Source organism: Liquorilactobacillus mali, assembly GCF_001437155.1.
GTDB classification, from domain to species: Bacteria; Bacillota; Bacilli; order Lactobacillales; family Lactobacillaceae; genus Liquorilactobacillus; species Liquorilactobacillus mali_A.
Genome location: NZ_JQAR01000001.1, coordinates 90,455 through 114,019, shown reverse-complemented (window position 1 = coordinate 114,019; position 23,565 = coordinate 90,455). Strand labels below are relative to the sequence as shown.

Below are 23,565 nucleotides of genomic sequence, written 5' to 3'. Positions count from 1 at the left end.
TTTTTCCAATTATCTGTTAATCAAATCTGTCAAAACCTTTTCAATTCGCGTAGAAGAATCTGGAATACCCGCTTTTTTAGCTTCTTGGGCGATTCTGTTTCTTCTCTCATCATCCTTCATTAACCCATTAACTTCATCTGCCAATGTTTGACCACTCAACATATCTTCCTTAAGCATTATTGCAGCACCGATATCGGCAAGACTGCGTGCATTATAAGTTTGATGATCATGTGTCACATTCGGGCTTGGAATCAATATTGATGGAATTCCCAACACAGTTATTTCAGCTAGGCTTGTTGCTCCGGAACGTCCAACTATTAGATCAATTTCAGGCAAAATAGCTGGCATATCTTGAATATAAGATTTAATAACGATATTATTTAATTTTTTTTCACCAATCTCATCTCTTATTTTCTCATAGTAAATGCTGCCTGTCACAAATAACACTTGAAATTCATTCGTATCAAACAAAGCAAATGCATCCATTGCTGCCTCATTAATACGCTTAGCACCTCTTGAGCCACCAAAAATCAGCACTGTTTTTTTATTTTCTGATAAACCCAATTCAGCTAATCGTCCAGTTGCTTTAATATTAGCTACCTGTTGTGCGCGAGGATTGCCGGTAAAGACAACCTTCTGACTTGGAAATTCCTTTTTAGCAGCCTCAAAGCAGATACCAATCTTATCAACAAAATGACTTAGAAACTTGTTTGTAACACCTGCAATGCTGTTTTGTTCATGAATAAAAGTTGGAATGTGCATTTGTGATGCTGCATAAACAACCGCTCCACAAACATAACCACCAGTGCCAACAACAACATCAGGTTTGAATTCCCTAATTATTTTCTTAGCTTCATGAACGCTTTTTAAAAATAAATAAATAGTCTTAAAGTTCTGCAGTGACAACGATCGTTTGAATCCCTGTATCTCAACCGTTTTAAAATCAATTCCTGCATTTGGAACAATCTTACTTTCAAGACCCCTGTTTGTTCCGACATACAAGAATGAATTGCTGTCATCATCTTTTTTTAAAGTATCAATTAATGCCAGGGCTGGATAGATATGTCCACCCGTACCACCACCAGATATTAATAAGCGCACTATACTACATCTCCATTTCTTTCTTTAGATCTTCGACCGCTTCAATAAACATATCTCCACGCACTTCAAAAGTCGGGTATTGATCCCAACTTGCACATGCTGGTGAAAGTAAAATCACATCATTTTCTTTACTCATATCATACGCAATTGGTACTGCTGACTTAACATTTTCAGTTTTCACTATTTGTTGGACCCCTGCTTGTTTTGCTGCCTGTGCTACCAAGTCAGCAGTTTCACCGAATACAATTATCCCCCTAAGGTTCTTAAAATAAGGGATTAGTCGTTCAAATGTAAAGCCACGGTCTAAGCCTCCTGCTAGTAGCACTACTGGGTTATTAAATCCAGCTAATGCTTTTTCTGTGGCTTCCATATTGGTTGCTTTTGAGTCATTATAGAATTTGCGCTGCTTAATTGTTGTAACATATTGTGTACGGTGCTTAACACCAGAGAATGTCTTCAGAACTTCCACAATGTTTTCATTTGCCTGTCCCAATATTTTTACAACGGCTATCGCTGCAAGTGCATTCTCAACATTATGTTCTCCTGGAATCTTAATCTCAGATGCAGGCATAATTTTTTCTTCTCTAAAATAGAGCCAACCATCTTTTTCATAAGCACCAGACTCACTATTGTCTTTGCGCGAAAAAGGAATAATCGTTGCATCTGATTGTGTACTTAAGTTGCGCCACTCTTCAGAATCCCAATTAACTACGAAATAATCGTCTTTTGTCTGATTTTTTGTAATATTCATTTTTGCTTTAATATAATTAGCACGCGTTCCATGGTAGTCCGTGTGAGCCTCATAAATATTAGTCAAGACAGCTATGTGAGGACGAAGTTTTGTTGTTCCCATCAGTTGAAAACTTGATAGTTCAGTAACCATCACATCATCTTTAGTTGCCTTTTGTGCTACTATAGTTGCAGGGATCCCAATATTTCCTGCAGCATATGCTTCACCCTTTTGCCTTCCATGATTAAGCATTAATGTAATAAGAGTCGTCGTAGTTGTCTTACCATTTGTCCCTGTCACGCCAATCATCTGAGCGTCCAAGATCTCGTAAGCTAATTCTGGCTCAGTAATGATCGTCATTCCACGTCTTACAGCCTCAGCAATCAAGACATTGCTATAAGGAATTCCAGGATTCTTTACTATCAAATCTGTTTCATCTAAAAGTGAAAGCGGATGGCCTCCTGTCACTACATTTATTCCTTCACCCTGCAAATCGTCTTTAACTTCTTGCGGTGCCTCTTTTAAATCGTTCACTGTTACTTTTGAACCTAACTTGCAAAGAAGCTTTGCAGAATTAATCCCACTTTTTCCCAATCCAACAACTAATACATTTTTATTCTGGTAAGTTGTTATTTTTTTCATAATGGCCATCCCTTTTCCAATAAAAATTTAAAGTATCACTATAAGACTTAAAATGCCTGCTCCTAGACCAATTAGCCAAAAGGTTACATCTATTCGCCATTCACTCCAGCCGCTCAATTCGAAATGATGATGAATTGGACTCATCTTGAAAATACGTTTCCCAGTTAATTTGAATGAAGCAACCTGCAGCATTACACTTGCAGTTTCAATCACGAATATAATCCCAATTACGAGCAGTGATAACTCATGATGTAATAATATTGAAACTGCAGCTAAAGCACCACCTAAGGCCAACGATCCCATGTCTCCCATAAAAATCTTTGCAGGTTTATGATTAAATAAGAGAAAAGCAAAGAGTGCACCGATAACCGCCAGACAAAAGATCAAAACATCACCTTGGTTTTGAGCAGCTGCGATCACTGCATATGTTCCAAACGCTATGATGACTTGTCCTGCTACAAGTCCATCAATTCCATCTGTAAGATTCACTGCATTTGAAAATCCCACAAGCCAAAAGATAACAAAAAATACAAACAAAAAACCGATATTAATCTCGTTACCAAAGAAGTGCAAAGCAAGTGGAAGTCCTTCATGCAAATACACAATAGTAAAAATTAAGCCACCAACTATTTGACCAAGTAGCTTTTGCCAAGCTTTCAATCCCTCATTTTGTTTTTTCCACAACTTTATAGAATCATCCCAGAATCCCAATATTCCATAAAGTAACAAGATGAAGTCCAGCACCAATAACCTGGCACTCAACTGTCCATAAATAGCAGGAATGATAATTGCGGTCACCAGTATCGCAATGTTAAATACAAATCCTCCCATTGTCGGTGTCCCCGACTTTTTTTCATGCCACTTGGGTCCTTCTTCACGAATCATCTGCCCTTGCTTTTTCTTGTGTGCATAATTGATAAAGACCGGTAAAAAAATTAATGTTGCTAAAAAACTAACTATGACGGTAAGAATCATTTCAATTGAATTCATCTAATCTCTTTGCTCCTTTAAATAGAGTGCTTTCTTTGCTTCTTCAACATCATCAAAATGATGTTTTGTATCCCCAATTATTTGATAATCTTCATGCCCTTTTCCAGCAATCAAAATAATGTCTTTTGGTTTTGCCATTGCAACAGCAAAGTTAATTGCTTCACGTCTATTAACAAACGTTGGAATTTCCACCTGCTCAGGTACTCCCACAAGCATTTCGTCAATTATTGTTTGTGGGTTTTCTGAACGCGGATTATCTGACGTAAAGATAGGATAGTCACTATGCTCAACGGCAATCTTAGCCATTTTGGGCCTTTTTAACTTGTCTCGATCACCACCACAGCCAACTACACAAAAAACTTTTCCCTTTGCAAAATCGTTTATTGTTTCCAAAGCATTTAATAGCCCATCAGGTGTATGTGAGTAATCTACAATTGCAGAGACCCTGCTTGCAGAAGTAATGAGTTGAAGTCTGCCTTTAACACCTGGAAATTCCTCAAGTGCACTAATAATATTTTCAGACTCGACTCCACAAGCATATGCAGCAGAAAAAGCAGCCAAAATATTGTATACATTAAATAATCCCACCATTTTTACACCCAGATGGAACTTCTCGCCAAAAACAATTAAATCAAAATCAGTTCCTTCACTATGAATTTCAATATTTTCCGCTTTAATCATTGCTTCTTTTTTAATACCATAAGTAAGAATCTCAGCAGCAGTATCAGCCTCAAATCGCTCACCGACTGGATCATCAATGTTCAAAACAGCTACCTTGGAATCCCCAGAATGTGTATACTTGTTCCCTAGCTGTGAAAACAATAGGCTTTTCGCATGTTCATAGTTGGCCATTGTCTTGTGGTAATCCAAATGATCTTGTGTCAGATTAGTAAAAACTGCGACATCAAAATCAATTCCCCACACTCTTCCTTGAATCAAAGCAATTGAAGAAACTTCCATTGCAACTGTACTTACACCCTTTTCAACCATCTTATTCAAAGTACGCTGCAAAGTGATAATATCAGGGGTTGTATTTTTTGTTTTCAAAATTTCATCATCAATTTTGCGATACATCGTACCAATCAATCCGGTTTTCTCACCCAGATTGCGAAAAATTGCTTCAACAATATGTGTAACAGTCGTTTTTCCATTTGTTCCTGTTACACCAATTATGCGAAGTGCCTGGCTTGATGTTTCATAAAAAAAGCTACTCAAAATTGCCATTGCTTTTTTGGTATTTTGCACATATACAACTGGCACTGAAACTTCAGTCAGTTCTTCCTGTGCAATAATCATTGCTGCACCTTTTTCTACAGCCTCTTGTACCATTTTGTGTCCATCGGCTTTTGCTCCTTTAATTGCCACAAAAATACTTCCGCCAATAACCTCGCGTGTATCTTGTGTCAATAAAGAGACAGAAAAGTCTTCAAAACTTTCAGGTATTACTTTTTTAAACTTTAAATTATTAATTAATTTGCTTGCTTGCATAAATTCACCATACTATCCCTATTTGCCCTATTTGAGCTTTACAGTAATATTTGTAGTTCCATTCAATGATTTATTAGCCGCCACACTTTGTTCACTGACATAGCCAGAACCCTCAATGTTAAAATTAATTCCTAATAGTTTACCAAGTTTTACAACATCGCTTCTAGACCATCCAGTCAAATCAGGCATCATCTTTTCGCCATTTGATACTAAAATTATCCGTTCCCCAGACAAAGAAGTACTTCCAGCCGATTCAGATTGTGCCGTAATTTTGTTACCACTACCAATCGTTGTAACTAACAATCCAGCATTTCTTAATGCAGCCTTTACACTAGTTACATTCTTACCTATATAATTTTTTATTGCAACTTGTGTATTGCTTGCAGCTTGCCCAGAACTTTCATCCAGTGCTCGCTTTAATAGTGGGTTAAAAACACTGGCTAGCATTTGTCCCGAAGTTCCGCTAGCAAAAGTCGTAGGTTGTTTCATAGTGATATACAAGATGTACTTTGGATTATTCGCAGGTGCCACCCCTGCAACAGAGAAGATATAATTTGTATCTCCTTTAAGATATCCTGTTCCTGTACTATTACCAATCTGTGCTGTCCCGGTTTTCACCCCAATTCGATATCCATCTATCTTAAAGGCACTTCCTGTACCATTTTGATTATAGACAACATCTTGCATCATGCTCAATACTTTTTTGGCGGTTGAAGATTTAATAGGATGACCAACAACTTTTTTGTTAAACTTATAAACCGTTTTACCATTATTAGGGTTCACGATTTTTCGAACTAACTGTGGCTTTACCATTTTACCATTATTAGTAACTGCTGAAAATGCCTGAAGCATTTGAAATACAGTTGCAGTTATTCCTTGACCATATGCAGTATTTGCTTGTTCAATTGGATAGTCATATTCTATACTGCCTTTTGCTTCATTTGAAAGCCCCGAATTTGTCGATTTCAGCAAACCAAAACGTTTAATGTATTTCAGCCAAGTTTTTGCTCCCATCGTCTGTTCTAAATGTGCCATCCCGACATTAGATGAACGAATAAAGGCATCACGATAGGTAATATTTCCCCATCCACTTGTGTTCCAATCGCTCACAGTCTGTCCATTGATTTTATAAGTTCCAGATTTGTAGGTCGCATTTTCATTATAATTTCCACTGTTGATTGCCGCTGCCATCGTCAAGATTTTCATTGTTGACCCTGGTTCAAATGCATCCTCAACTAAAGTATTACGCCACATATCGCTCAGACCAACCTTGGTTTGAGCATTAAAGGTTGGACGCTGAGTCGCAGCAACAATCGCTCCAGTTTTTGCATTCATCAAAACAGCATTCATTTCTTTTGCATGATACTTGCTTTGTGCTTGTGACATTAATGTCTCCAAATAAGTCTGCAGTCTTGAGTCAATCGTCGTATAAACATTGTCACCATTTTTGGCTTTCCTAGACTTTATTTTTGATCCAGGAATAGGAGTTCCTTTGATATCTTTTTCAAATTTCTTTACCCCGTTTACACCGGTCAATAATTTATTATATTGACTTTCAAGGCCCATGACTCCAACCATTTTCCCGCCATTATTTTCTGCAATTCCAATCAATTGGGAAGCAAAAGTTCCATTAGGATAGAGCCGAGCTTGCGATTCTGTAAAATTAATTCCCTTTATGTTAGCAGCTTCTATCTTATTTTTAGTTTCAAGTGAAATATTTTTTCCAGCTGTCCCAAGTTCAACTTGATATGTATCTTGATTTTCTGGATTCAAAATTTTCTTGACTTTATCATATGAAATCGACAAGTTTTTACTCAAAATTTTTGCTGCCTTATCCTTATCTTTATCAGCCAGATACTCTCTTTTTCCAAATGCTACGGCCGTTTTTGATAAAACTATGTAAATTGTATAAGTTGATGTATCTTCTGCAATCGGTTGATTATCAGCATCATAAATCGTTCCACGCTGAGCTTTTATCTCCGTCTTACTGGCATATAGCTTTGCCACACTTTTTTTTAAATTAACGTGATCCACGGATTGAAAAACTGCAATATAAAAAAAACGACCGATAAACATTGCGAAAATGATTGCAACACTAAAGAAAATCCATCGACCGAACCTCTTTCTATTTTGCTGTCTTCGCTTTTTTGTCTCTCGTTCATTTTTTTTAATCATTTTGAAACATTCCTTATTGAATTATCATTCATGGTTAAGCCCGCATCCTGTGCAATCTTCATTAACCTGCTCTTATTTGAAAGCTCACTGACTTCCTGTTTTGTGTTAACATTATCGTTTTGAATCTCAACAATTTTTTGATTCACATTTTGTAATTCATATTGGGTACTTGAGAGATTAACTTTAGAAGATATCACAAGAATCATCATTCCCATGAATAATAAACTCAACAATGCTGCACTCATAATTTCAAATCCCGAAAACGGTACTCGAGTGCTCTTTACTTTAGGTAATGCTTTATGTATCGGTACCGTTTGTTCCTGTCGTTTAGGAATTGCTTCTAATTGTCGTGCTGTACTTTGTGCCATTTTCTTCACATCCTTTATTGTTATCTTTTTATTCTTTCAATCACTCTTAATTTTGCAGAATGTGCTCGGTGATTATTCAGTAGTTCCTCTTCACTCGGTAGAATTGGTTTTCGTGACACTAGCTTAAACTTTGGTTGAAACTCATCAGGTATCACCGGTAAACCTTGCGGCAAGTCTTGTACTTCACTCTTTTCCTTGAACATCGACTTAACTAGACGATCTTCAAGCGATTGAAATGTAATAACACTGATTCTTCCACCAACATTAATCAATTCTAAGGCTTCTTCTAATGATTGTTCCAATGCCCCAAGTTCATCATTGACAGCTATCCTAATCGCCTGAAAAACTTTTTTTGCTGGATGTCCACCGGTACGTCTTGCTCTAGCAGGAATTGACTCTTTTATCAATTCAACTAGTTGACCGGTGGTTTCAATTAGTGCAATTTGTCTTTCCTTTTCAATTCTTCGTGCAATTGATTTGGCGTATTTTTCTTCACCATATCTAAAGAAAATACGAACTAATTTTTCGTATGGCCATTCATTGACAATCTTCTCAGCGGTCAAATTCTGTGTTTGATCCATGCGCATATCAAGCTTAGAATCATATCGATAACTGAATCCGCGATCTGCATTATCAAATTGCGGTGACGAAACTCCTAAGTCATATAAAATTCCATCTACGCTAGTGATGCCCTTTTCCAATAGTTTTGTACTTAAAAATCTGAAATTTGATTTCACAAACGTAATCTTTCCAGAAGCTAAGTCATCTTTAAATCTATCCTCATTGTATGTAATTGCAGTTTGGTCTTGATCAAAGGATATAAGATGTCCCTCTTCAGACAGCTTAGACACGATTAGCCCACTATGTCCACCGCCACCCAAGGTACAGTCAACGTAGATACCGTCTTGTTTAATTGCTAATCCCTCTACCGCTTCATGCAATAAAACGGTTGTATGTTCAAAATCTGCCACGTTAATCCTCCATTATTAAAGACCAAAATCAATCATATTTTCGGCAATTTCATCAAAGTTTGTTTCTGCCTCAGTCGAGAAGTCATCCCAACGTGCTTCAGACCATATTTCAAATCTGTTTGAGACACCTACAACAACACACTTTTTTTCAAGTGATGCATGACTTCGAAGTGACTTTGGGATACTTACTCTTCCTTGTTTATCGAACTCACATTCAGTAGCTGCGGAGTAAAAAAATCTTACAAATGAACGAGCATCTTTTTTAGTAAGTGGGAGTTTTTGCAATTTTTCCTGTAAGATATTCCATTCTGATTCAGGATATCCGAACAGACATCCATCCATTCCACGTGTTATTACAAAGACTTCACCTAAATCTTCACGAAATTTTGAAGGAATAATTAATCGGCCCTTCTCATCAATTGCGTGTCGATATTCGCCCATAAACATGTAAGACACCTCCCTTGACACTACCATATTTTGATACTACCACATTTCACCACTTCACACCACTTTTTCACCCATAAATTACCACTTAATTATTAAATTCTTTTTTCAAGTCCAAAAGCGACTTCTTAATGGTCCAAAACCTTGAATACTTAGGCTTTTTTCTTCAAATACATCAACGCACTAAAAAAGCCATCCCAAACAATTAAGTCTGAGACAGCTTTTGGAAAAAATAAGTTTATATACTAAGGATAAATAGTGGAACAAATACCCCATATACTGCAAGCGCACAAAAAAGAAAATATGATTTGAAAAAAACACGGTAAATTATCTCACCTTCAACATATGCATATACCAGTGTCATCATAATTCCCAGCAGGCCTAACCCAAAAAATAAGAATGGAATCACCGACAATTCCAATTTCGTTAATGAGGTCATAAAAATACAATACAGCACAGGAATAATCATTAAACTAGAAATTCTCATTTTTTTTCGTAGTTTCTTAGGTAAAAACTTCTTCAAGATTACTAAAAACAAAAATACTAGCACAATCAGTAGCAATTGGTGGTACCAAACCATCTTAATCACCCATACTTCCTAATCTCGCAGTAAAAAAGTATCATGCAAGGCATTTACCGCTACTTCTAAATCTGCTGCTTTAACCAGTACCCAAATGGTTGTGTAACTATCTGTTGTTTGCAAAATTTCGATATTATGCTTGGAAAGTGCAGTTACAATTTTTGCCGCTATTCCAGGTGTCCCCATAATACCTGCACCTACAATTGACACCTTAGCACAATTTTCTACTAAAGTATAAGTGATGTTTTTATTCTGCAGTAATTTCTTAGCTACCTGAGACTCCTCATGGTCTAAGTTGAAAACAACTTTTTCAGGCAAAATATTAATAAAGTCCACGCTTAAATGATTATCTGCTAACAAATTAAATACTTGATCAGCCGAAAGGTTCTCTGTCAAAACACTGAATTGTGTCAGCCCAACTTGATGGGCAATCCCCGTAACACCACGATAGTCTTGTAAGGCAAGGTTTTTATCTGAGATTAATGTTCCTAACTCATCCACTCCGTCCCAAGTTGAACGAATCCTTAAAGGAACATGAGCTTGCTGCGCAATTTCAACGGCGCGTGGGTGAATAACCTTTGCCCCTTCATGTGCCATATTAGCAACTTCCTCGTAACTCACGTTTTTCAAAAATTTAGCTTTCTTCACGAGTCTAGGATCACCAGTCATCATCCCAGAAACATCAGTAAAGATATCAACTCTTTTGGCTGAAAGTGCTGCCCCCAAAAGTGCTGCAGAGGTGTCACTGCCTCCTCTTCCCAGAGTTGCCATATGACCATCTCTTGATAGCCCCTGAAAACCAGCTACTACGACAACATCGTTTTCGGAAAAAGCCTTATTAATATTGTCAGTTTTTACATCCAAAACCTTAGCATTTTGATAATCATTATTAGTTCTAAATCCTGCATCTGGACCAGTCATTGCTGTTGCAGAGATACCCTCTTTTTTCAACAGTTGTGTAAATACGGCGGTCGAAATAATCTCACCAACCGAAACAATCATATCCAATTCACGTGCTGACAAGCTTGTTTGATCCGCATCTACAAGATTCAAGAGTGAATCAGTTGCGTAGGGTGCCCCTTTTCTTCCGATTGCAGAAACAACAACAACAACCTTATATCCCTTTTCTAAGGCATAACGCACATGTTCTAGTGCCTTATGTCGCGCCTTATCATCCTGAACCGATGTTCCGCCAAACTTCTGTACCATAATTTCCATTACTTTTTACTCCATTCCGTTTCAGTTTATTTCGTTATTTAAATTATAAATAAATGAAATTTTATTACTATATTTACTCATTCAATTATAATTGTTAGTTTATACAAATTCAATTTGTTTTAGAAAGACTTTGCATACAAAGTTTCTGATAAAGTCTATTTGACACAATTCACAGTAAAAAGTATAGTATATTGTAAAGCTTATACGAAAGGTGAATTTTGTTGTGCCAAAGAAGAAGAAAACACGTTTCCAAAAAATTACAATGGTAGTTGTTTGGCTGATGATTATTGTTACTGTAGGGACTATCGTTCTGAGTGCAATCTTCTCAGTAATAGGATACTAATCAACTAAATTTTACGACAATAGCTAACTTCAATTCATAAAAAAAGAACCAGCTCAAAATTTAACTTTTGACTTGGTTCCTTTTTTATTTTTTATAAATTATGCTCAATAAGTTAAAACTCTGAGTCTAACACTGAATTACTCATTACAAATAACTCCTATGTTCATAATTTTGCATTCGTAACCGGATTTTGCCGGCTATTTTGCCGACTCATGCCGCCCTTTCTTCTTTATATAAACTCTGTTAGTAAATCTTCTTAGTTTGAATTGACGGCTGGCAAGCCTTCAGTTTATGGTATTAAGATCCCACTCCTACATACAAACAAATTTTCTGATCCATTCATCAGTATTCTCTGTTGGTGCAACCCTTCCGTTAATCAATTGGTTTACATATGGTTTAGAAAGGCCAAAATGAGCAGCTATATCAGACTGTGAACTTGGTTTTAATTTCATTCGCTTATTTCTTTTTAGACCCAATAATATTGCATCTGTAAGATCATATTTCACTTTACCCCACTCCAATTCGTTAATAAATTACCTAATTTATTTGACGACTACCGAATCTTATTATAGAATCAACCCAGTAATATCAAAATAATTTTCCTTAACTTAATATTGTTTCATTTTTTTCATAATGTTATTAGGTAAATTATACTAACTTATACGTTAGATTTCAATATTTTTCTAACTTTTTAGTTATAAAAAATCTAGTAGGAGTTTTAAAATGAATACATTGGAAGTAATCAAACAACTTGCTAAAGAAAGAAATATGTCTATTTACGAACTTGAAGAAACATTAGGCTTTGGTAGAAATACTATCTATCAGTGGTCGCATCGCATTCCTTCTATCGAGCGTGTTAAAAAAGTCGCCGATTATTTTGGTGTTTCTTTAGATTATTTGACTGGGCGAGCTTCTGAAAAAAATATAAACAAAATTGATTTAGCAATCGTACCCGATGGCGTACTTACATTTGAAGGAAAAGCAATCCCAGAAGATGAACTAGAAATAATTCGTCATCTATTGCGAAATAAGCCTTCAAAATAAGTGAGGTGTATGCAGTATTGGAGAAGTTATTAGAGTTGGCAAAAAAAGAGCATATTAGAATTATTTGGACGCAAGAACTTTCCCCTACGACTCCGCCAGTTGCTGTTTATAATTTAAGATGCATTATCATGAATTCAAATTGGCATAATCCTAATCAATTTATTTTTCAATTAGCTCATGAGTTGGCCCATCTAATCTATGGCGATCCGCTTGACCTTCGCTTATACAATCGTACCCCTGCACAAAAGTTTAAAATTGAATCCTATGTCAACGATTATGCTCTTCAGATCATTTTTCATTTATATAGTCAGACTCCTTACAACAAAATAAATGTAGTATCTTTTATGCAAAAATACGCAATTCCAGCACATTTAGAAAATCGTGTTCGTTTTTTGATCAATACACTATAAGATTATATGTCTAGGAGTCAGAAGCAATCACCACTTTAGTACTTCTGTACGCATATATCCTTTCATACTTATACAACCAATAAATAAATAATTTATGTAATTATCGTTATCTCAGCAGCAATTTCAGGTCAAGCATGTGCCTCTTCCATGATGTATCTCTTAGTGATCTTCCTCGCCCTTTTAAGTAAGAAAAATATAATATTGTAAAACAAAAAAAGCCTTGATAAACAAGGCTTTTTGAACGTTATATTAACGACGTCTTTCAGGAATACGAGCTGCTTTACCATGTAATGCACGCAAGTAATATAACTTAGCACGACGTACACGTCCTTGACGAATTACTTCAATCTTCTCAACACGTGGTGTGTGGACTGGGAATGTACGTTCAACACCAATACCACTACTAATCTTACGAACTGTATAAGTTTCGCTGATACCTTCACCACGACGTTTGATAACTACACCTTCGAAAATCTGGATACGTTCACGAGTACCTTCAACGATACGAGCGTGGACACGAACAGTATCACCAGGGCGGAAATCTGGAATATCACTACGTAATTGAGACTCCGTAATTTTTTTGATTAATGGGTTCATCTTGTTTCTTCCTTTCGCCAACATTCTTGTCTTTCAACAGCGGAATATTGTTAATATGGCGCATAGCCACTCACAATATTATCATACCGTAAAATAATTATCAAGTGCTTATTTTCTAGTGTTGCTCCTTATTTCATCCAACATTATTTTTTGTTGTTCGGTTAATTCTAGTTTCGCAAGCAAATCTGGTCTTCGTAAAAATGTTCGTCTCAAGGACTCATATTCTCGCCACTGCGCAATCTTTTGATGATTACCGCTAACAAGTACCTCAGGAACATCCATCCCCCTATATGAGACTGGTCTCGTATACTGAGGATACTCCAACAAACCACTTGAAAATGAGTCTCCCGGTGCAGAATCCTTATTCCCTAAGGTACCCTGTAATAGCCTGGCAGTAGCATCGATTATTACCATTGCGCCAAGTTCTCCACCAGTTAGAACATAGTCTCCCAATGAAATTTCATCAGTGACTCTCTTCCTAATTCTCTCATCGTAACCCTCATAATGGCCACAAATAAATGTTAGATGATCTTTTGCAGATAGCTCTTCTGCCACTTTTTGATTAAATTGTCTTCCTGCCGGATCAAGTAAAATAACACTTCCCAATCCGTCGCTCTTCTTCTCAACATAATCCAAGGCATCAAAGATTGGCTGCGCTTGTAATAACATTCCAGCACCACCGCCATACGGATAATCATCAACATGGTGCTGCTTATTGCTTGTAAAATCACGGTAGTTTGTAATGTCGACATCTATGATTTTACTTTCAATTGCCTTACCCACAATGGATGATTCCAAGGGGCCCTTGAACATTTCCGGAAATAAACTTAAAATATCGATTTTCATTAATCATCCAACCCATCTAACACATCGACGATTATGCTTCCATTTGCAATATCGACCTTTTTTATAACATCATGAATTGCAGGTAAAAGTAGGTCCTTTTTCCCAACTCTTTTAACGCTCCAAACATCATTAGCACCTAAACTCATGACTTCACTAACTTCTCCTATTTCATTGTTTTCCTCATCAAATACTTTCAATCCAATTATTTCATGATGATAAAAGTTGTTATCAGCTAATTTTTTTTGTTGTTCTTCTTTAACTGCCAATTTAAATCCCTTGAATTTCTCAACTAGGTTTATATCCTGATAATTCTCAAATGTTAATAAATAAAATTGTTTTACTTTACGGACAGCTATAATTTTCAGTACAAGTTCCCTATCAGGCAATAGTAGATATAACATTTTGCCCTTTTTGAAGCGTTCATCTGGAAAGTCAGTAATTATTTTAATTTTTACCTCACCATGTATTCCGTGAGTGTTAATAATCTGTCCTACTTCATAAAAACTCATTCTTCCACCTCTTTAAAAAAGAAAATCCCCCAAATAAAACATCACTGCTTCATCTAAAGGGATTCACTAATTATATACAATTCTTAATCAAACATACAGTATAGCCAATTATTACAAATATTCAACTATCAAAGCACATAAGTTAAGATTACAATTAAGGGTCTTTTTATATGCAATAAGTCTTATTATTTACTGAATTTTGCATCATGGAACTTCTTCATGACACCATTCTTTGAAAGAATATTACGTACTGTATCTGAAGGTTGTGCTCCATTGCTCAACCAGTTCAAAATATTTTCTTCCTTAAGTGTAACACTTTCAGGTTCTGTTAATGGATTGTATGTTCCAACTGTTTCGATGAAACGACCATCACGTGGTGAACGTGAATCTGCAACAACGATACGGTAAAATGGACGCTTTTTAGAACCCATACGTTTTAAACGAATTTTAACTGACATTAACTACACCTCCTATTAACTTTCTTAACGTTAATAATATAACAGTATTTTGGCTTGGTGTAAAGGATTATTTCTTGACAGATACAAAAAAATTTATTTCCTGCGTTTTTTATTCTTCAAACGCTTAAGTTTGCGCTTCTTATTCTTTCGTGCCATAGAATTCATTGACATTTTTGCAAGTTTACCAGATAAACCATTGCCAAACATACCTTCCATGCCTTCAAAGTTTCCCTTAGAAACCTTCCCCATCATCTTCTTCATCTCGTTAAATTGTTTAATCATTCTGTTAACTTCATGAATTGGACGACCTGAGCCGGCAGCAATTCTTTTTCTCCGGCTAGGATTGAATAGATCTGGATTTTCGCGTTCCTCGTTAGTCATTGAATATACAACAGCTTTAAGATGCTCAATGTCTTTAGGGTCAACTTTTAAATTTTTAATTGCAGGATTATTTGCCATCCCAGGAATCATCTTTATGATATCTTCCATTGGCCCCATTTTTTGAACTTGCTCCATTTGATCAATAAAATCATTGAAGTCAAAACTGTTCTCACGCATCTTTTCTTGCATTTGTTGAGCTTTTTTCTCATCGAAATCTTGCTGCGCCTTTTCAATCAAGGTCAGCATGTCACCCATTCCTAAGATACGTGATGACATTCTATCTGGATAAAATACATCCAAATCAGTCATTTTCTCACCTTGACCAATGAACTTAATAGGCTTGCCGGTAACCGCACGAATTGATAATGCAGCACCACCACGTGTATCACCATCTAACTTGGTCAATACAACACCTGTAACATCCAATTGTTCATTGAAACCTTTGGCAACTTCAACTGCATTTTGCCCTGTCATTGCATCAACTGTCAATAAGATTTCATCTGGTTGTGCCAATGTCTTGATTTGAGCAAGTTCATCCATCAATAATTCATCAATTTGCAAACGACCAGCAGTATCGATCAACACATAATCATTTTTCTTCTCAGCAGCTAATTCTAGCCCTTTTCTGACAATTTCAACTGGTGAAACATCAGTTCCCATTGAAAAGACAGGTACATCAATACTCTTACCCAATATTTCCAGCTGATCAATCGCAGCGGGTCTGTAAACATCCGCAGCAATCATTAACGGACGAGCTTTCTTTTCATTCTTTAACTTTAAAGCTAATTTACCTAATGTAGTTGTCTTACCAGCACCTTGGAGACCAACCATCATAATGATCGTTGGAATCTTGTCTGATTTATTTAATTCGACAGCTTCCTCGCCCATGACTTTGGTTAGTTCATCATTAACGATTTTTACAATTTGTTGCGCAGGAGTTAAGCTCTCTAGAACCTCTGCACCGATCGCACGAGTTCTAACTGTCTTAACGAAATCTTTTACCACTTGGAAATTTACATCGGCTTCGAGTAATGCAAGCCTAATTTCACGCATGACTTCTCGTACATCAGCTTCACTGATCTTACCTTTTTTCCGCAACTTGCTGATTGCATTCTGAAGTCGCTCTGTTAATCCTTCAAATGCCACTTAATCCACCAACTTTCATTCTTCTAATTCTTCTAATTGTTCAACTAACCTGCTTAAAACCTTATCATCTGGATAATTTTTTTGAACATAACTCTGAAGCTCATCAGTCCTTTGACTTTGTTCCTGAAAATTCTGCAACAGATGAAGTTTCTTTTCATAGGATTCAAGGATTGTTTCCGTCCTTCTTATATTATCATACACAGCTTGTCTTGAAATCTGATAATTTTCAGCAATTTCACCAAGTGAGTAATCATCCCGATAATATAAGGCAAGATACTCCATCTGTTTACTAGTCAAAAGCGGTTCATAAAATTCAAATAAAGCGTTGATCCTATTTGTTTTTTCAATTGCCATCGCTCGTCACCTACTTCAACCAGATTAATTTTCTTCTTTTGGAGCCTCCACCAACCCGTTAAAGAGCCCATAAACAAACTCGACTGGTTCAAAGTCACGCAAATCATCCATTTTTTCACCCAGTCCAACAAGTTTAACCGGAAGATGTAATTCATTACGAATCGCTAAGACAATTCCGCCTTTAGCGGTTCCATCCAACTTAGTCAAAACAATCCCTGTCACATTCGTGACATCCTTAAACTGTTTTGCCTGCGTTAATGCATTTTGACCAGTAGTTGCATCCAAGGCTAATAAAACTTCTTGTGGCGCATCCGGTAATTCACGAGTAATCACTCGTGCAATCTTACCCAACTCGTTCATCAAGTTAACCTTATTTTGCAGCCTGCCAGCAGTATCTACCAATAAAATATCATAATTCTCATTCTTGGCCTTCCGAACGGCATCAAAAACAACTGCTGCTGGATCGCTTCTTTCAGGTTTTCGAACAACTTCAACATCCACTCGTCTTCCCCATTCAACAAGCTGCTCAATTGCACCAGCTCTAAATGTATCCGCCGCAGCAAGTAAAACCTTCTTTCCCTCCTGCTGATACCTATGGGCAAGTTTCCCGATTGTTGTCGTCTTCCCGACACCATTAACACCCACAAAGAGAAAAACAGTTGGTTCGTTCTGGGAAAAGTGTAATGAATTATCTTCTGTCGTTCCTTCTGCTTCATATAGCGAAACAAGTTTTTCAATAATCGCATTTGAAACATCCTTTTTATCTTTTACATTGCGCAGCTTTACCTCTTCTTGAAGCTCCTCACTAATCTTGACAGCAGTCTCAAAGCCGACATCAGCCTCAATCAACTTTTCTTCCAATTCTTCAAAGAATTCTTCATCAACACTGCGGAAGTTTGCAAAAAGTTCATTGAGTTTATCACCAAAAGTTTTGCGTGATTTCTCCAGTCCTTTTTCATATTTTTGTTCCTCAACGGTCTGTTTGTCCTCTTCCTGACCGCTAAAAACATGTTTAAGTTTATCAAAAAAGCCCATTTTTATCCCCCTTTAGCGACATTTTCTTCGAGTATATTTTCAAGAGAAACTGAAACCGTCCTTGATATGCCCGATTCCTGCATCGTCACTCCATATAAGATATCAGCTCGACTCATCGTCCCTTTTCTATGTGTAATAATAATAAATTGTGTCTGGTCATGAAAGTTCTGCAAATATGATGAATAACGATCTACATTCGCATCATCTAGGGCTGCTTCCGCCTCATCTAGAATTGCAAAAGGCACTGGTTTTACTTTCAGGATGGCAAAGAGCAATGTCAATGCAGTCAATGCCTTTTCTCCTCCCGACAATAGAGATAATTTCTGCAGTTTTTTACCAGGTGGTTGTGCCATGATCTCTATTCCTGTTGTCAATAGGTCGCTTGAATCAGTTAATTTCAGAGATGCTTTCCCACCACCGAACATCTGTGGAAAGACCTCGGTAAATGCATCCGCAACAGCCTTGAATGTGTTTCCAAAACGGACTTTAACTTCATTATCCATTTCTTGCATACTTTTTTGCAACTGTTTTTTTGCTTCTAACAAATCATTTTGCTGCATTGATAGAAACTCAAATCGTTCATTTACACGTTCATATTCATCAATTGAACCGACATTAACTTGTCCTAGTTCTTCAATACCTAACCGCAGCAGCTTTAACTTCTGCAATACGTGTTTCAAATCATGTTCTTTATTTTGGGCCTTTGCAGCCTCATATGTTAATTCATATGATTGTGCTAGTTCGGACAGGCTCTGATCAAGTATACCATTTACCTTGCTTAATTTAATACTCTGTTCACGCTGCTCATTAAATGTTAGCTCCTGCAGGTTATTAACTCTTGTCAATTCAGTTTCATTTGACTGCAGATGTTCATGAATATCGGCTCGCAATTTTTTACCCTTTACAAGCTTAATAGCAATTGACTCTTGTTTTTCGTTAATCTGTCGCAGTTGTTGTACTATTTCCTCAGATTTTAGAGAGTCAATTTTTTGCTTATTGTCAATCTCGTCTAATATTTTCTGTTCATCTTGAAGTGCATCTTGGTACTCATTAATCTGTTTTTTATTAGCAGCAGCTTTTTCATTTAAAGAACTCAATCTTTCTGTGACAATTGCCAAACGTTGTTTCATATCATTGCCCTTTTGTGTATTTTGTTCTTTAACTTCATTTAGCTTTGCAAGCATATTCTTCTTGCTGTCAAAATCAGCCCTAAGTGTATTTATTTTTTGCTCTAAAATAGCCTGCTTTTCAGCAAGAGAATCCTTATTCGCAACAAATGCATCATTTTTTATTTCCTGTTCAAACTCTTTTTGTTGTAGCTCAAGAGCCTCTTTTAAATCCCTTAATTGATTTTTCAAAAGTACAAGTTGAGATTCTATGTTATGGCTTTCTTCTTTTTTCGCAACCAAATTTTTTTCAATCATTTGAACATCTATTTTTTTTTGCTCAAAATCTTTTTTTGCATTGGCACCCTGAAGTTCAATCTTTTTCATCTTTTGCTTCATTTCGGCAAGATCATTTTCTAATGTCTTGATTCGCTCTTTTTGCTCTATTAGTCCACTATTTTTTTGCTTATTTGCCCCACCGGTCATTGCACCGCCAGGATTAACAACATCACCTGCTAGCGAAACGATCCGTAAACTATGGTCAAGCTTCCTTGCAACATCCACCGCAATATCAATATCCTTCACAATGACTGTTGTACCCAGTAAATAATTTAAGATTGGCTGATCCTCTGTAGCACACTTTACCAGCTGATTACCAATTCCAAGAACACCCGGAATTTTTGCTAATGTCTCAGATTGATACTTGCTTATTTTTCGCTGTCTCACTGTAGTCCGTGGCAAAAAAGTAACTCTTCCCAAACGATTCTTTACTAAATAATTTATACCGGCCTTTGCTGCCTGCTCGTTTTCAACAACAACATTTTGAGTTTGGCTTCCTAAAGCAATTTCAATTGCATATGCAATATTTGAAGGAACATCCAACAGTTCTGCAACTGCACCAATAATTCCAGCAAATTTTGCTCTTTTCTGCAGAATTTCCTTGACACCACGATAATAACCGGCAAAATTATCATCAATATTCTTTAGGCTATCATGTTGTGCCTGTGCACGTTGAACAATTGCTAATGCCTTATACCAGTTGTCTTTTTGCTGTTGCAGCTTCACTTGTAAACCTGACAACTCATCTTGCTCAGTTTCAAAGCGTTTGCTTTCAATTTCTAACAGCTTGCATTTTTCTTCGTAAATTAAACTCAGATCGTCTATTTTCTTTTTAAGAGTCTGAATATTTTCCTGCTGTTTTTTTGTTTTCTTGAGGAAAATATCTTTACTTGCCCTGTTTCTTTGCTCTTCTTTTGTAAGATATAAAGCCTGATTTTTTAAAGACGTCTGCTCTTGCATCTTTGTAATTATTCGTTGTCTCAAGTCTTCAATTTCAGCTGCAATCTGGTCTGCATCATACTCATGCAGTTCCGTTAAAGCAGTGACTTTTCTTTGCAATTCCGTTTGTTCTTCTGTAAGTCTTTTAATCTGTTTCATTAATTCCGTGTGTTCAATTTCTACTTGTTTCAGTTTTTTCTGGTTTAATTTCTTTTGTGCCTTAACCTCAGTAACTTTTTGTAACTGATAATCTTTTTCCTTTTGTGTAATTTCTTTTTTCCCACTGTAACGTTCTTTTTGACCAGTTAAAAGTGCTGCTTCTTCTTGCAAGCGATCAAGATTGTGATTCAATTCGTCTTGCTTCTTATGCAATGAATTAACAGACGACTCGTATTGCTCAATCTGCTTTTTATTTTTAGCCTTAACTGCCTCTAACTGTGCAATTTCGCCTTCAAATACAACTTTTTTCTGCTTATTCTCAGCAATTTCTAGAACTAACTTACTTAAGTTATAATGATCAAAATCTTTTTTCTGTTCTAGATAATCCCTTGCAATACTGCTCTGCTCTTTTAATGGCTCTCTTTGCTTTTGTAGTTCCACAACAATATCTGCAACTCTATTCAAATGATCTGCAGTTTCAGCCAATTCTTGTTGTGCCTTTTGCTTCTCTTTTTTATATTTCAAAACACCGGCGACTTCTTCAATGATCACCCGGCGTTCCTCAGGCTTACTATTAAAGATTGATTCAACGCGTCCCTGAGAAATAATTGAAAATGATTCTCTTCCAAGCCCTGTATCCAACATCAGACCTGTGATATCCTTCAAGCGAACCTGTTTTCCATTCAATAAAAATTCGCTATCACCATTACGATAAATTCTACGCGCAATTGCAATCTCGTCTTCATTCAACGGCAAATAGTGATCCTTGTTATCAAAAATAATCTCAACTTCTGCGCGGTTAAGAGGTGCACGAGTATCTGTCCCAGCAAAAATTACATCTGGCATTTTTTCACCACGAAGATTCTTAGCAGACTGTTCTCCTAAGACCCAGCGAATCGCTTCAATTACATTGCTCTTACCGCTTCCATTTGGTCCGACAATTGCTGTCATCCCATCTTGAAAATCAATTTGTGTTTTATCTGCAAAAGACTTGAAGCCATTGATTATCAGTGACTTTAACTTCATTCAGCACTGCCCCTTTATTTCCTTACTATATAGGCTTCTTTACTTTAAAGATTTTAATGCAGCATTTGCAGCTGCCTGTTCGGCCTCTTTCTTTGAATGTCCACTGCCTGTTCCTAAAACCTTACCATCAGCGCTAACGGCCATTGTGTACATTTTGTCATGTTCTGGTCCAAGATCAGCAACTTCATCATAAGTGATGGTTACCTCACCTTTTTCCTGCAATAGTTCTTGCAATTCCGTCTTATGATCTAACAAGTGATCAAACCATCCCAAATCCAATTTAGGAAAAACAACTTTTGCAATAAATTTTTCTACTGCTTTTTTCCCTTGGTCTTGATACAATGCTCCAATAAAAGCCTCGAAAATATCGCACAACAAGGCCGGTCTTTGCCTTGCATTTGCCTTTTCTTCACCCTTACCAAGTCTGATATACTCATCAAAATTGCATTCTTTTGCAAATTTACTGAAACTATCTTCACAAACCATTGCTGCACGTAACCGTGAAAGCTTTCCTTCCGACATTCCAGGATAGCGGCGATACAAATATTCAGAGACACAAAGCTGCATTACGGCATCTCCCAAGAATTCAATTCGTTCGTAATACTTTAGATGCTCCTTGGGATGCTCGTTAACATATGAAGCATGTGTAAATGCCTCATCAAGTAGCTCAGGTCGTTTAAAATCTATTTCAAAATCGTTTTTTAGCTTTTGTACTAATCCGATTATCACTTTTTGTCTTCTCCTTTTTACAACTTAATACTTTATATTATACCCTTACATATCTATCTGAACAAAGCATGACAGTCATTCTTCTAAAAAAAGATAGATTACCACCCAGGATTTTCCCTGCTGCAATCTATCTTCCAGAAGTTTAAATGTCAGTGACTATTCTTGGTGATTCGCAATATACTTAACTGCATCTGCGACAGTGATTAATTTTTCTGCATCTTCATCAGGTATTTCAGCCGAGAATGTATCTTCAAGTTCAAGCACAAATTCAACAATATCTATTGAATCGGCATTCAAGTCCGTTGAGAAGTTCAAATCAGGGGTTACCTTGTCTTCCTCAACATCAAAGCGTTCGTTAATAATTTTTACAATCTTGTCATAAATTTCTTTTTCTGTCATCTTTTATTCCTCCACACCATCTGTTTTTTTTGCTGCTTCTTCGAAATACGCAACTAAATCAGGAATCATTTTTTCTTCCAACATTTTATGAATCTGCTTCAATGTATAATAGACAGCTGCACTATCACTTGAACCATGGGCCTTCACAACAGGTGCCTTAACACCAAGCAAAACAGCTCCACCATACTGTGATTGATTCATCTTATTTTTTAATTCGCTAAAAGTCGATTTGAGTAACAATGCCCCTAATTTGCCTGATACCCCGCTACTCATAATTGAATCCTTCAACAAATGCATTGTGGCCGAGGCAGTCCCTTCAATTGCTTTTAAAACAGCATTGCCAGTGAAACCATCTGCAACCACTACATCTGCTACATCTTTCAGAATAGAATTAGATTCTACATTACCAACAAAATTCAAATTTGGATTTGCCTTTAATAATTGATATGCTTCTTGTGTAGTCTTGCTACCCTTGTGTTCCTCAGTCCCATTGTTCAGCAAGCCTATTCTTGGATTAGCAATTCCTCTGACCTTTTGTGCATAGTACTTACCAAGAATCGCATATTCATAAAGATGTTCAGGTTTATTATCGGCATTTGCACCGCTATCCAACAGATTTAATGCTCCATCACCCTTTGAAATCATCGGAAGCGTGGAAAGTAATCCAGGACGACTGATTCCTTTGATTCTTCCAACAATCAACAATCCGGCAGCAAGAAGTGCACCTGTATTACCGCATGAAAAGAACGCATCGGCTTCGCCATCTTTAACTGCCTTTGCAGCTAAAACCATTGATGAATCCTTCTTTCGCCGAATTGCTCGAACAGGTTCATCATTCATGTCAATCTCACTATCAGTATGAATAATCTGAATTCGAGATTGATCCTTTAAATACTTCTTAATTTCACTTTCTTTACCATAGAGGTTGAATTCAAGATCACTATATTCATCTCTTGCTCGCTCAACCCCTTCAACAACCGTTTGAGGTGCGTTATCTCCACCCATAGCATCAACTGCAATTTTCATTAAATCCATCCC

At 36.7% G+C, this 23,565-nt stretch carries 25 protein-coding genes; 3 read left to right on the top strand and 22 right to left on the bottom strand.

Annotated features, from left to right (window positions below; genetic code table 11):
• Positions 1–9 precede the first annotated feature (9 nt).
• The 10 genes from murG to dapG all read right to left on the bottom strand — a co-directional run bounded on the left by murG (position 10) and on the right by dapG (position 10,707).
• Positions 10–1,101, bottom strand: coding sequence for an undecaprenyldiphospho-muramoylpentapeptide beta-N-acetylglucosaminyltransferase (murG, locus tag IV36_RS00560; RefSeq protein ID WP_056990232.1), 1,092 nt, complete (start codon positions 1,099–1,101; stop codon positions 10–12).
• Positions 1,102–1,105: 4 nt separating this feature from the next.
• Complete coding sequence (gene murD, locus IV36_RS00555; protein WP_056990231.1) at positions 1,106–2,473, bottom strand: UDP-N-acetylmuramoyl-L-alanine--D-glutamate ligase; 1,368 nt, start codon at positions 2,471–2,473, stop codon at positions 1,106–1,108.
• Positions 2,474–2,500: 27 nt separating this feature from the next.
• Positions 2,501–3,463: a phospho-N-acetylmuramoyl-pentapeptide-transferase gene (gene mraY, locus IV36_RS00550; protein WP_056990230.1), complete on the bottom strand. Its 963-nt coding sequence runs from the start codon at positions 3,461–3,463 to the stop codon at positions 2,501–2,503.
• Positions 3,464–4,951: a UDP-N-acetylmuramoyl-L-alanyl-D-glutamate--2,6-diaminopimelate ligase gene (locus IV36_RS00545; protein ID WP_056990229.1), complete on the bottom strand. Its 1,488-nt coding sequence runs from the start codon at positions 4,949–4,951 to the stop codon at positions 3,464–3,466. It abuts the gene before it with no gap.
• 27 nt (positions 4,952–4,978) lie between these two features.
• Entirely contained in the window at positions 4,979–7,126 is a 2,148-nt protein-coding gene (locus IV36_RS00540) for a penicillin-binding protein (protein ID WP_056990228.1), read from the bottom strand.
• Positions 7,123–7,494 carry a cell division protein FtsL gene (gene ftsL / locus IV36_RS00535; RefSeq protein ID WP_056990227.1) on the bottom strand — a complete coding sequence of 124 codons (372 nt, stop codon included), beginning with the start codon at positions 7,492–7,494 and terminating at the stop codon, positions 7,123–7,125. The genes IV36_RS00540 and ftsL overlap by 4 nt, the downstream gene beginning before the upstream one ends.
• Positions 7,495–7,514: 20 nt before the next feature.
• The gene (gene rsmH, locus IV36_RS00530; RefSeq protein WP_056990226.1) at positions 7,515–8,465 is read right to left on the bottom strand and encodes a 16S rRNA (cytosine(1402)-N(4))-methyltransferase RsmH; all 951 of its coding nucleotides are present in this window, start codon (positions 8,463–8,465) and stop codon (positions 7,515–7,517) included.
• A gap of 15 nt (positions 8,466–8,480) precedes the next feature.
• On the bottom strand, positions 8,481–8,912 hold the full coding sequence (gene mraZ, locus IV36_RS00525; protein ID WP_056990225.1) for a division/cell wall cluster transcriptional repressor MraZ: 432 nt from the start codon (positions 8,910–8,912) through the stop codon (positions 8,481–8,483).
• 235 nt (positions 8,913–9,147) lie between these two features.
• Entirely contained in the window at positions 9,148–9,489 is a 342-nt protein-coding gene (locus IV36_RS00520; RefSeq protein ID WP_056990325.1) for a DUF3397 family protein, read from the bottom strand.
• A gap of 18 nt (positions 9,490–9,507) precedes the next feature.
• On the bottom strand, positions 9,508–10,707 hold the full coding sequence (gene dapG / locus IV36_RS00515) for an aspartate kinase (protein ID WP_056990224.1): 1,200 nt from the start codon (positions 10,705–10,707) through the stop codon (positions 9,508–9,510).
• Between the two features lie 223 nt (positions 10,708–10,930).
• Here dapG and IV36_RS11815 point away from each other — a divergent pair, with 223 nt between their 5' ends.
• Positions 10,931–11,050, top strand: a complete 120-nt coding sequence (locus tag IV36_RS11815) for a DUF4044 domain-containing protein (RefSeq protein WP_082623679.1) — start codon at positions 10,931–10,933, stop codon at positions 11,048–11,050.
• A 311-nt stretch (positions 11,051–11,361) separates the two neighbouring features.
• On the opposite strand, the gene IV36_RS00510 is transcribed toward IV36_RS11815, so the two are convergent.
• Positions 11,362–11,556, bottom strand: a complete 195-nt coding sequence (locus tag IV36_RS00510; RefSeq protein ID WP_156648616.1) for a MarR family transcriptional regulator — start codon at positions 11,554–11,556, stop codon at positions 11,362–11,364.
• A gap of 217 nt (positions 11,557–11,773) precedes the next feature.
• Between IV36_RS00510 and IV36_RS00505 the strand changes: the two genes are divergently transcribed.
• Entirely contained in the window at positions 11,774–12,094 is a 321-nt protein-coding gene (locus IV36_RS00505; RefSeq protein ID WP_056990223.1) for a helix-turn-helix domain-containing protein, read from the top strand.
• Positions 12,095–12,111: 17 nt separating this feature from the next.
• The gene (locus IV36_RS00500) at positions 12,112–12,504 is read left to right on the top strand and encodes an ImmA/IrrE family metallo-endopeptidase (RefSeq protein ID WP_056990222.1); all 393 of its coding nucleotides are present in this window, start codon (positions 12,112–12,114) and stop codon (positions 12,502–12,504) included.
• 249 nt (positions 12,505–12,753) lie between these two features.
• Here IV36_RS00500 and rplS read toward each other — a convergent pair whose 3' ends face one another.
• The 11 genes from rplS to plsX all read right to left on the bottom strand — a co-directional run bounded on the left by rplS (position 12,754) and on the right by plsX (position 23,553).
• Entirely contained in the window at positions 12,754–13,101 is a 348-nt protein-coding gene (gene rplS, locus IV36_RS00495) for a 50S ribosomal protein L19 (protein WP_003690530.1), read from the bottom strand.
• A gap of 108 nt (positions 13,102–13,209) precedes the next feature.
• Positions 13,210–13,947 carry a tRNA (guanosine(37)-N1)-methyltransferase TrmD gene (gene trmD / locus IV36_RS00490; RefSeq protein ID WP_056990221.1) on the bottom strand — a complete coding sequence of 246 codons (738 nt, stop codon included), beginning with the start codon at positions 13,945–13,947 and terminating at the stop codon, positions 13,210–13,212.
• Entirely contained in the window at positions 13,947–14,456 is a 510-nt protein-coding gene (gene rimM, locus IV36_RS00485) for a ribosome maturation factor RimM (protein WP_056990220.1), read from the bottom strand. The genes trmD and rimM overlap by 1 nt, the downstream gene beginning before the upstream one ends.
• Before the next feature lie 185 nt (positions 14,457–14,641).
• Positions 14,642–14,914, bottom strand: a complete 273-nt coding sequence (rpsP, locus tag IV36_RS00480; protein ID WP_003690523.1) for a 30S ribosomal protein S16 — start codon at positions 14,912–14,914, stop codon at positions 14,642–14,644.
• Positions 14,915–15,007: 93 nt separating this feature from the next.
• A complete protein-coding gene (gene ffh, locus IV36_RS00475) occupies positions 15,008–16,441 on the bottom strand; it encodes a signal recognition particle protein (RefSeq protein WP_056990219.1) in 1,434 nt (477 codons plus the stop codon).
• Positions 16,442–16,456: 15 nt separating this feature from the next.
• Complete coding sequence (locus IV36_RS00470; RefSeq protein WP_056990218.1) at positions 16,457–16,795, bottom strand: putative DNA-binding protein; 339 nt, start codon at positions 16,793–16,795, stop codon at positions 16,457–16,459.
• 24 nt (positions 16,796–16,819) lie between these two features.
• Complete coding sequence (ftsY, locus tag IV36_RS00465; protein WP_056990217.1) at positions 16,820–17,830, bottom strand: signal recognition particle-docking protein FtsY; 1,011 nt, start codon at positions 17,828–17,830, stop codon at positions 16,820–16,822.
• Positions 17,831–17,832: 2 nt separating this feature from the next.
• Positions 17,833–21,399 carry a chromosome segregation protein SMC gene (smc, locus tag IV36_RS00460; RefSeq protein ID WP_056990216.1) on the bottom strand — a complete coding sequence of 1,189 codons (3,567 nt, stop codon included), beginning with the start codon at positions 21,397–21,399 and terminating at the stop codon, positions 17,833–17,835.
• A gap of 39 nt (positions 21,400–21,438) precedes the next feature.
• The gene (rnc, locus tag IV36_RS00455; protein WP_056990215.1) at positions 21,439–22,128 is read right to left on the bottom strand and encodes a ribonuclease III; all 690 of its coding nucleotides are present in this window, start codon (positions 22,126–22,128) and stop codon (positions 21,439–21,441) included.
• Between the two features lie 156 nt (positions 22,129–22,284).
• Positions 22,285–22,527, bottom strand: a complete 243-nt coding sequence (gene acpP, locus IV36_RS00450; RefSeq protein ID WP_003690512.1) for an acyl carrier protein — start codon at positions 22,525–22,527, stop codon at positions 22,285–22,287.
• Between the two features lie 3 nt (positions 22,528–22,530).
• Positions 22,531–23,553: a phosphate acyltransferase PlsX gene (plsX, locus tag IV36_RS00445; RefSeq protein ID WP_056990214.1), complete on the bottom strand. Its 1,023-nt coding sequence runs from the start codon at positions 23,551–23,553 to the stop codon at positions 22,531–22,533.
• Between the last annotated feature and the right edge of the window lie 12 nt (positions 23,554–23,565).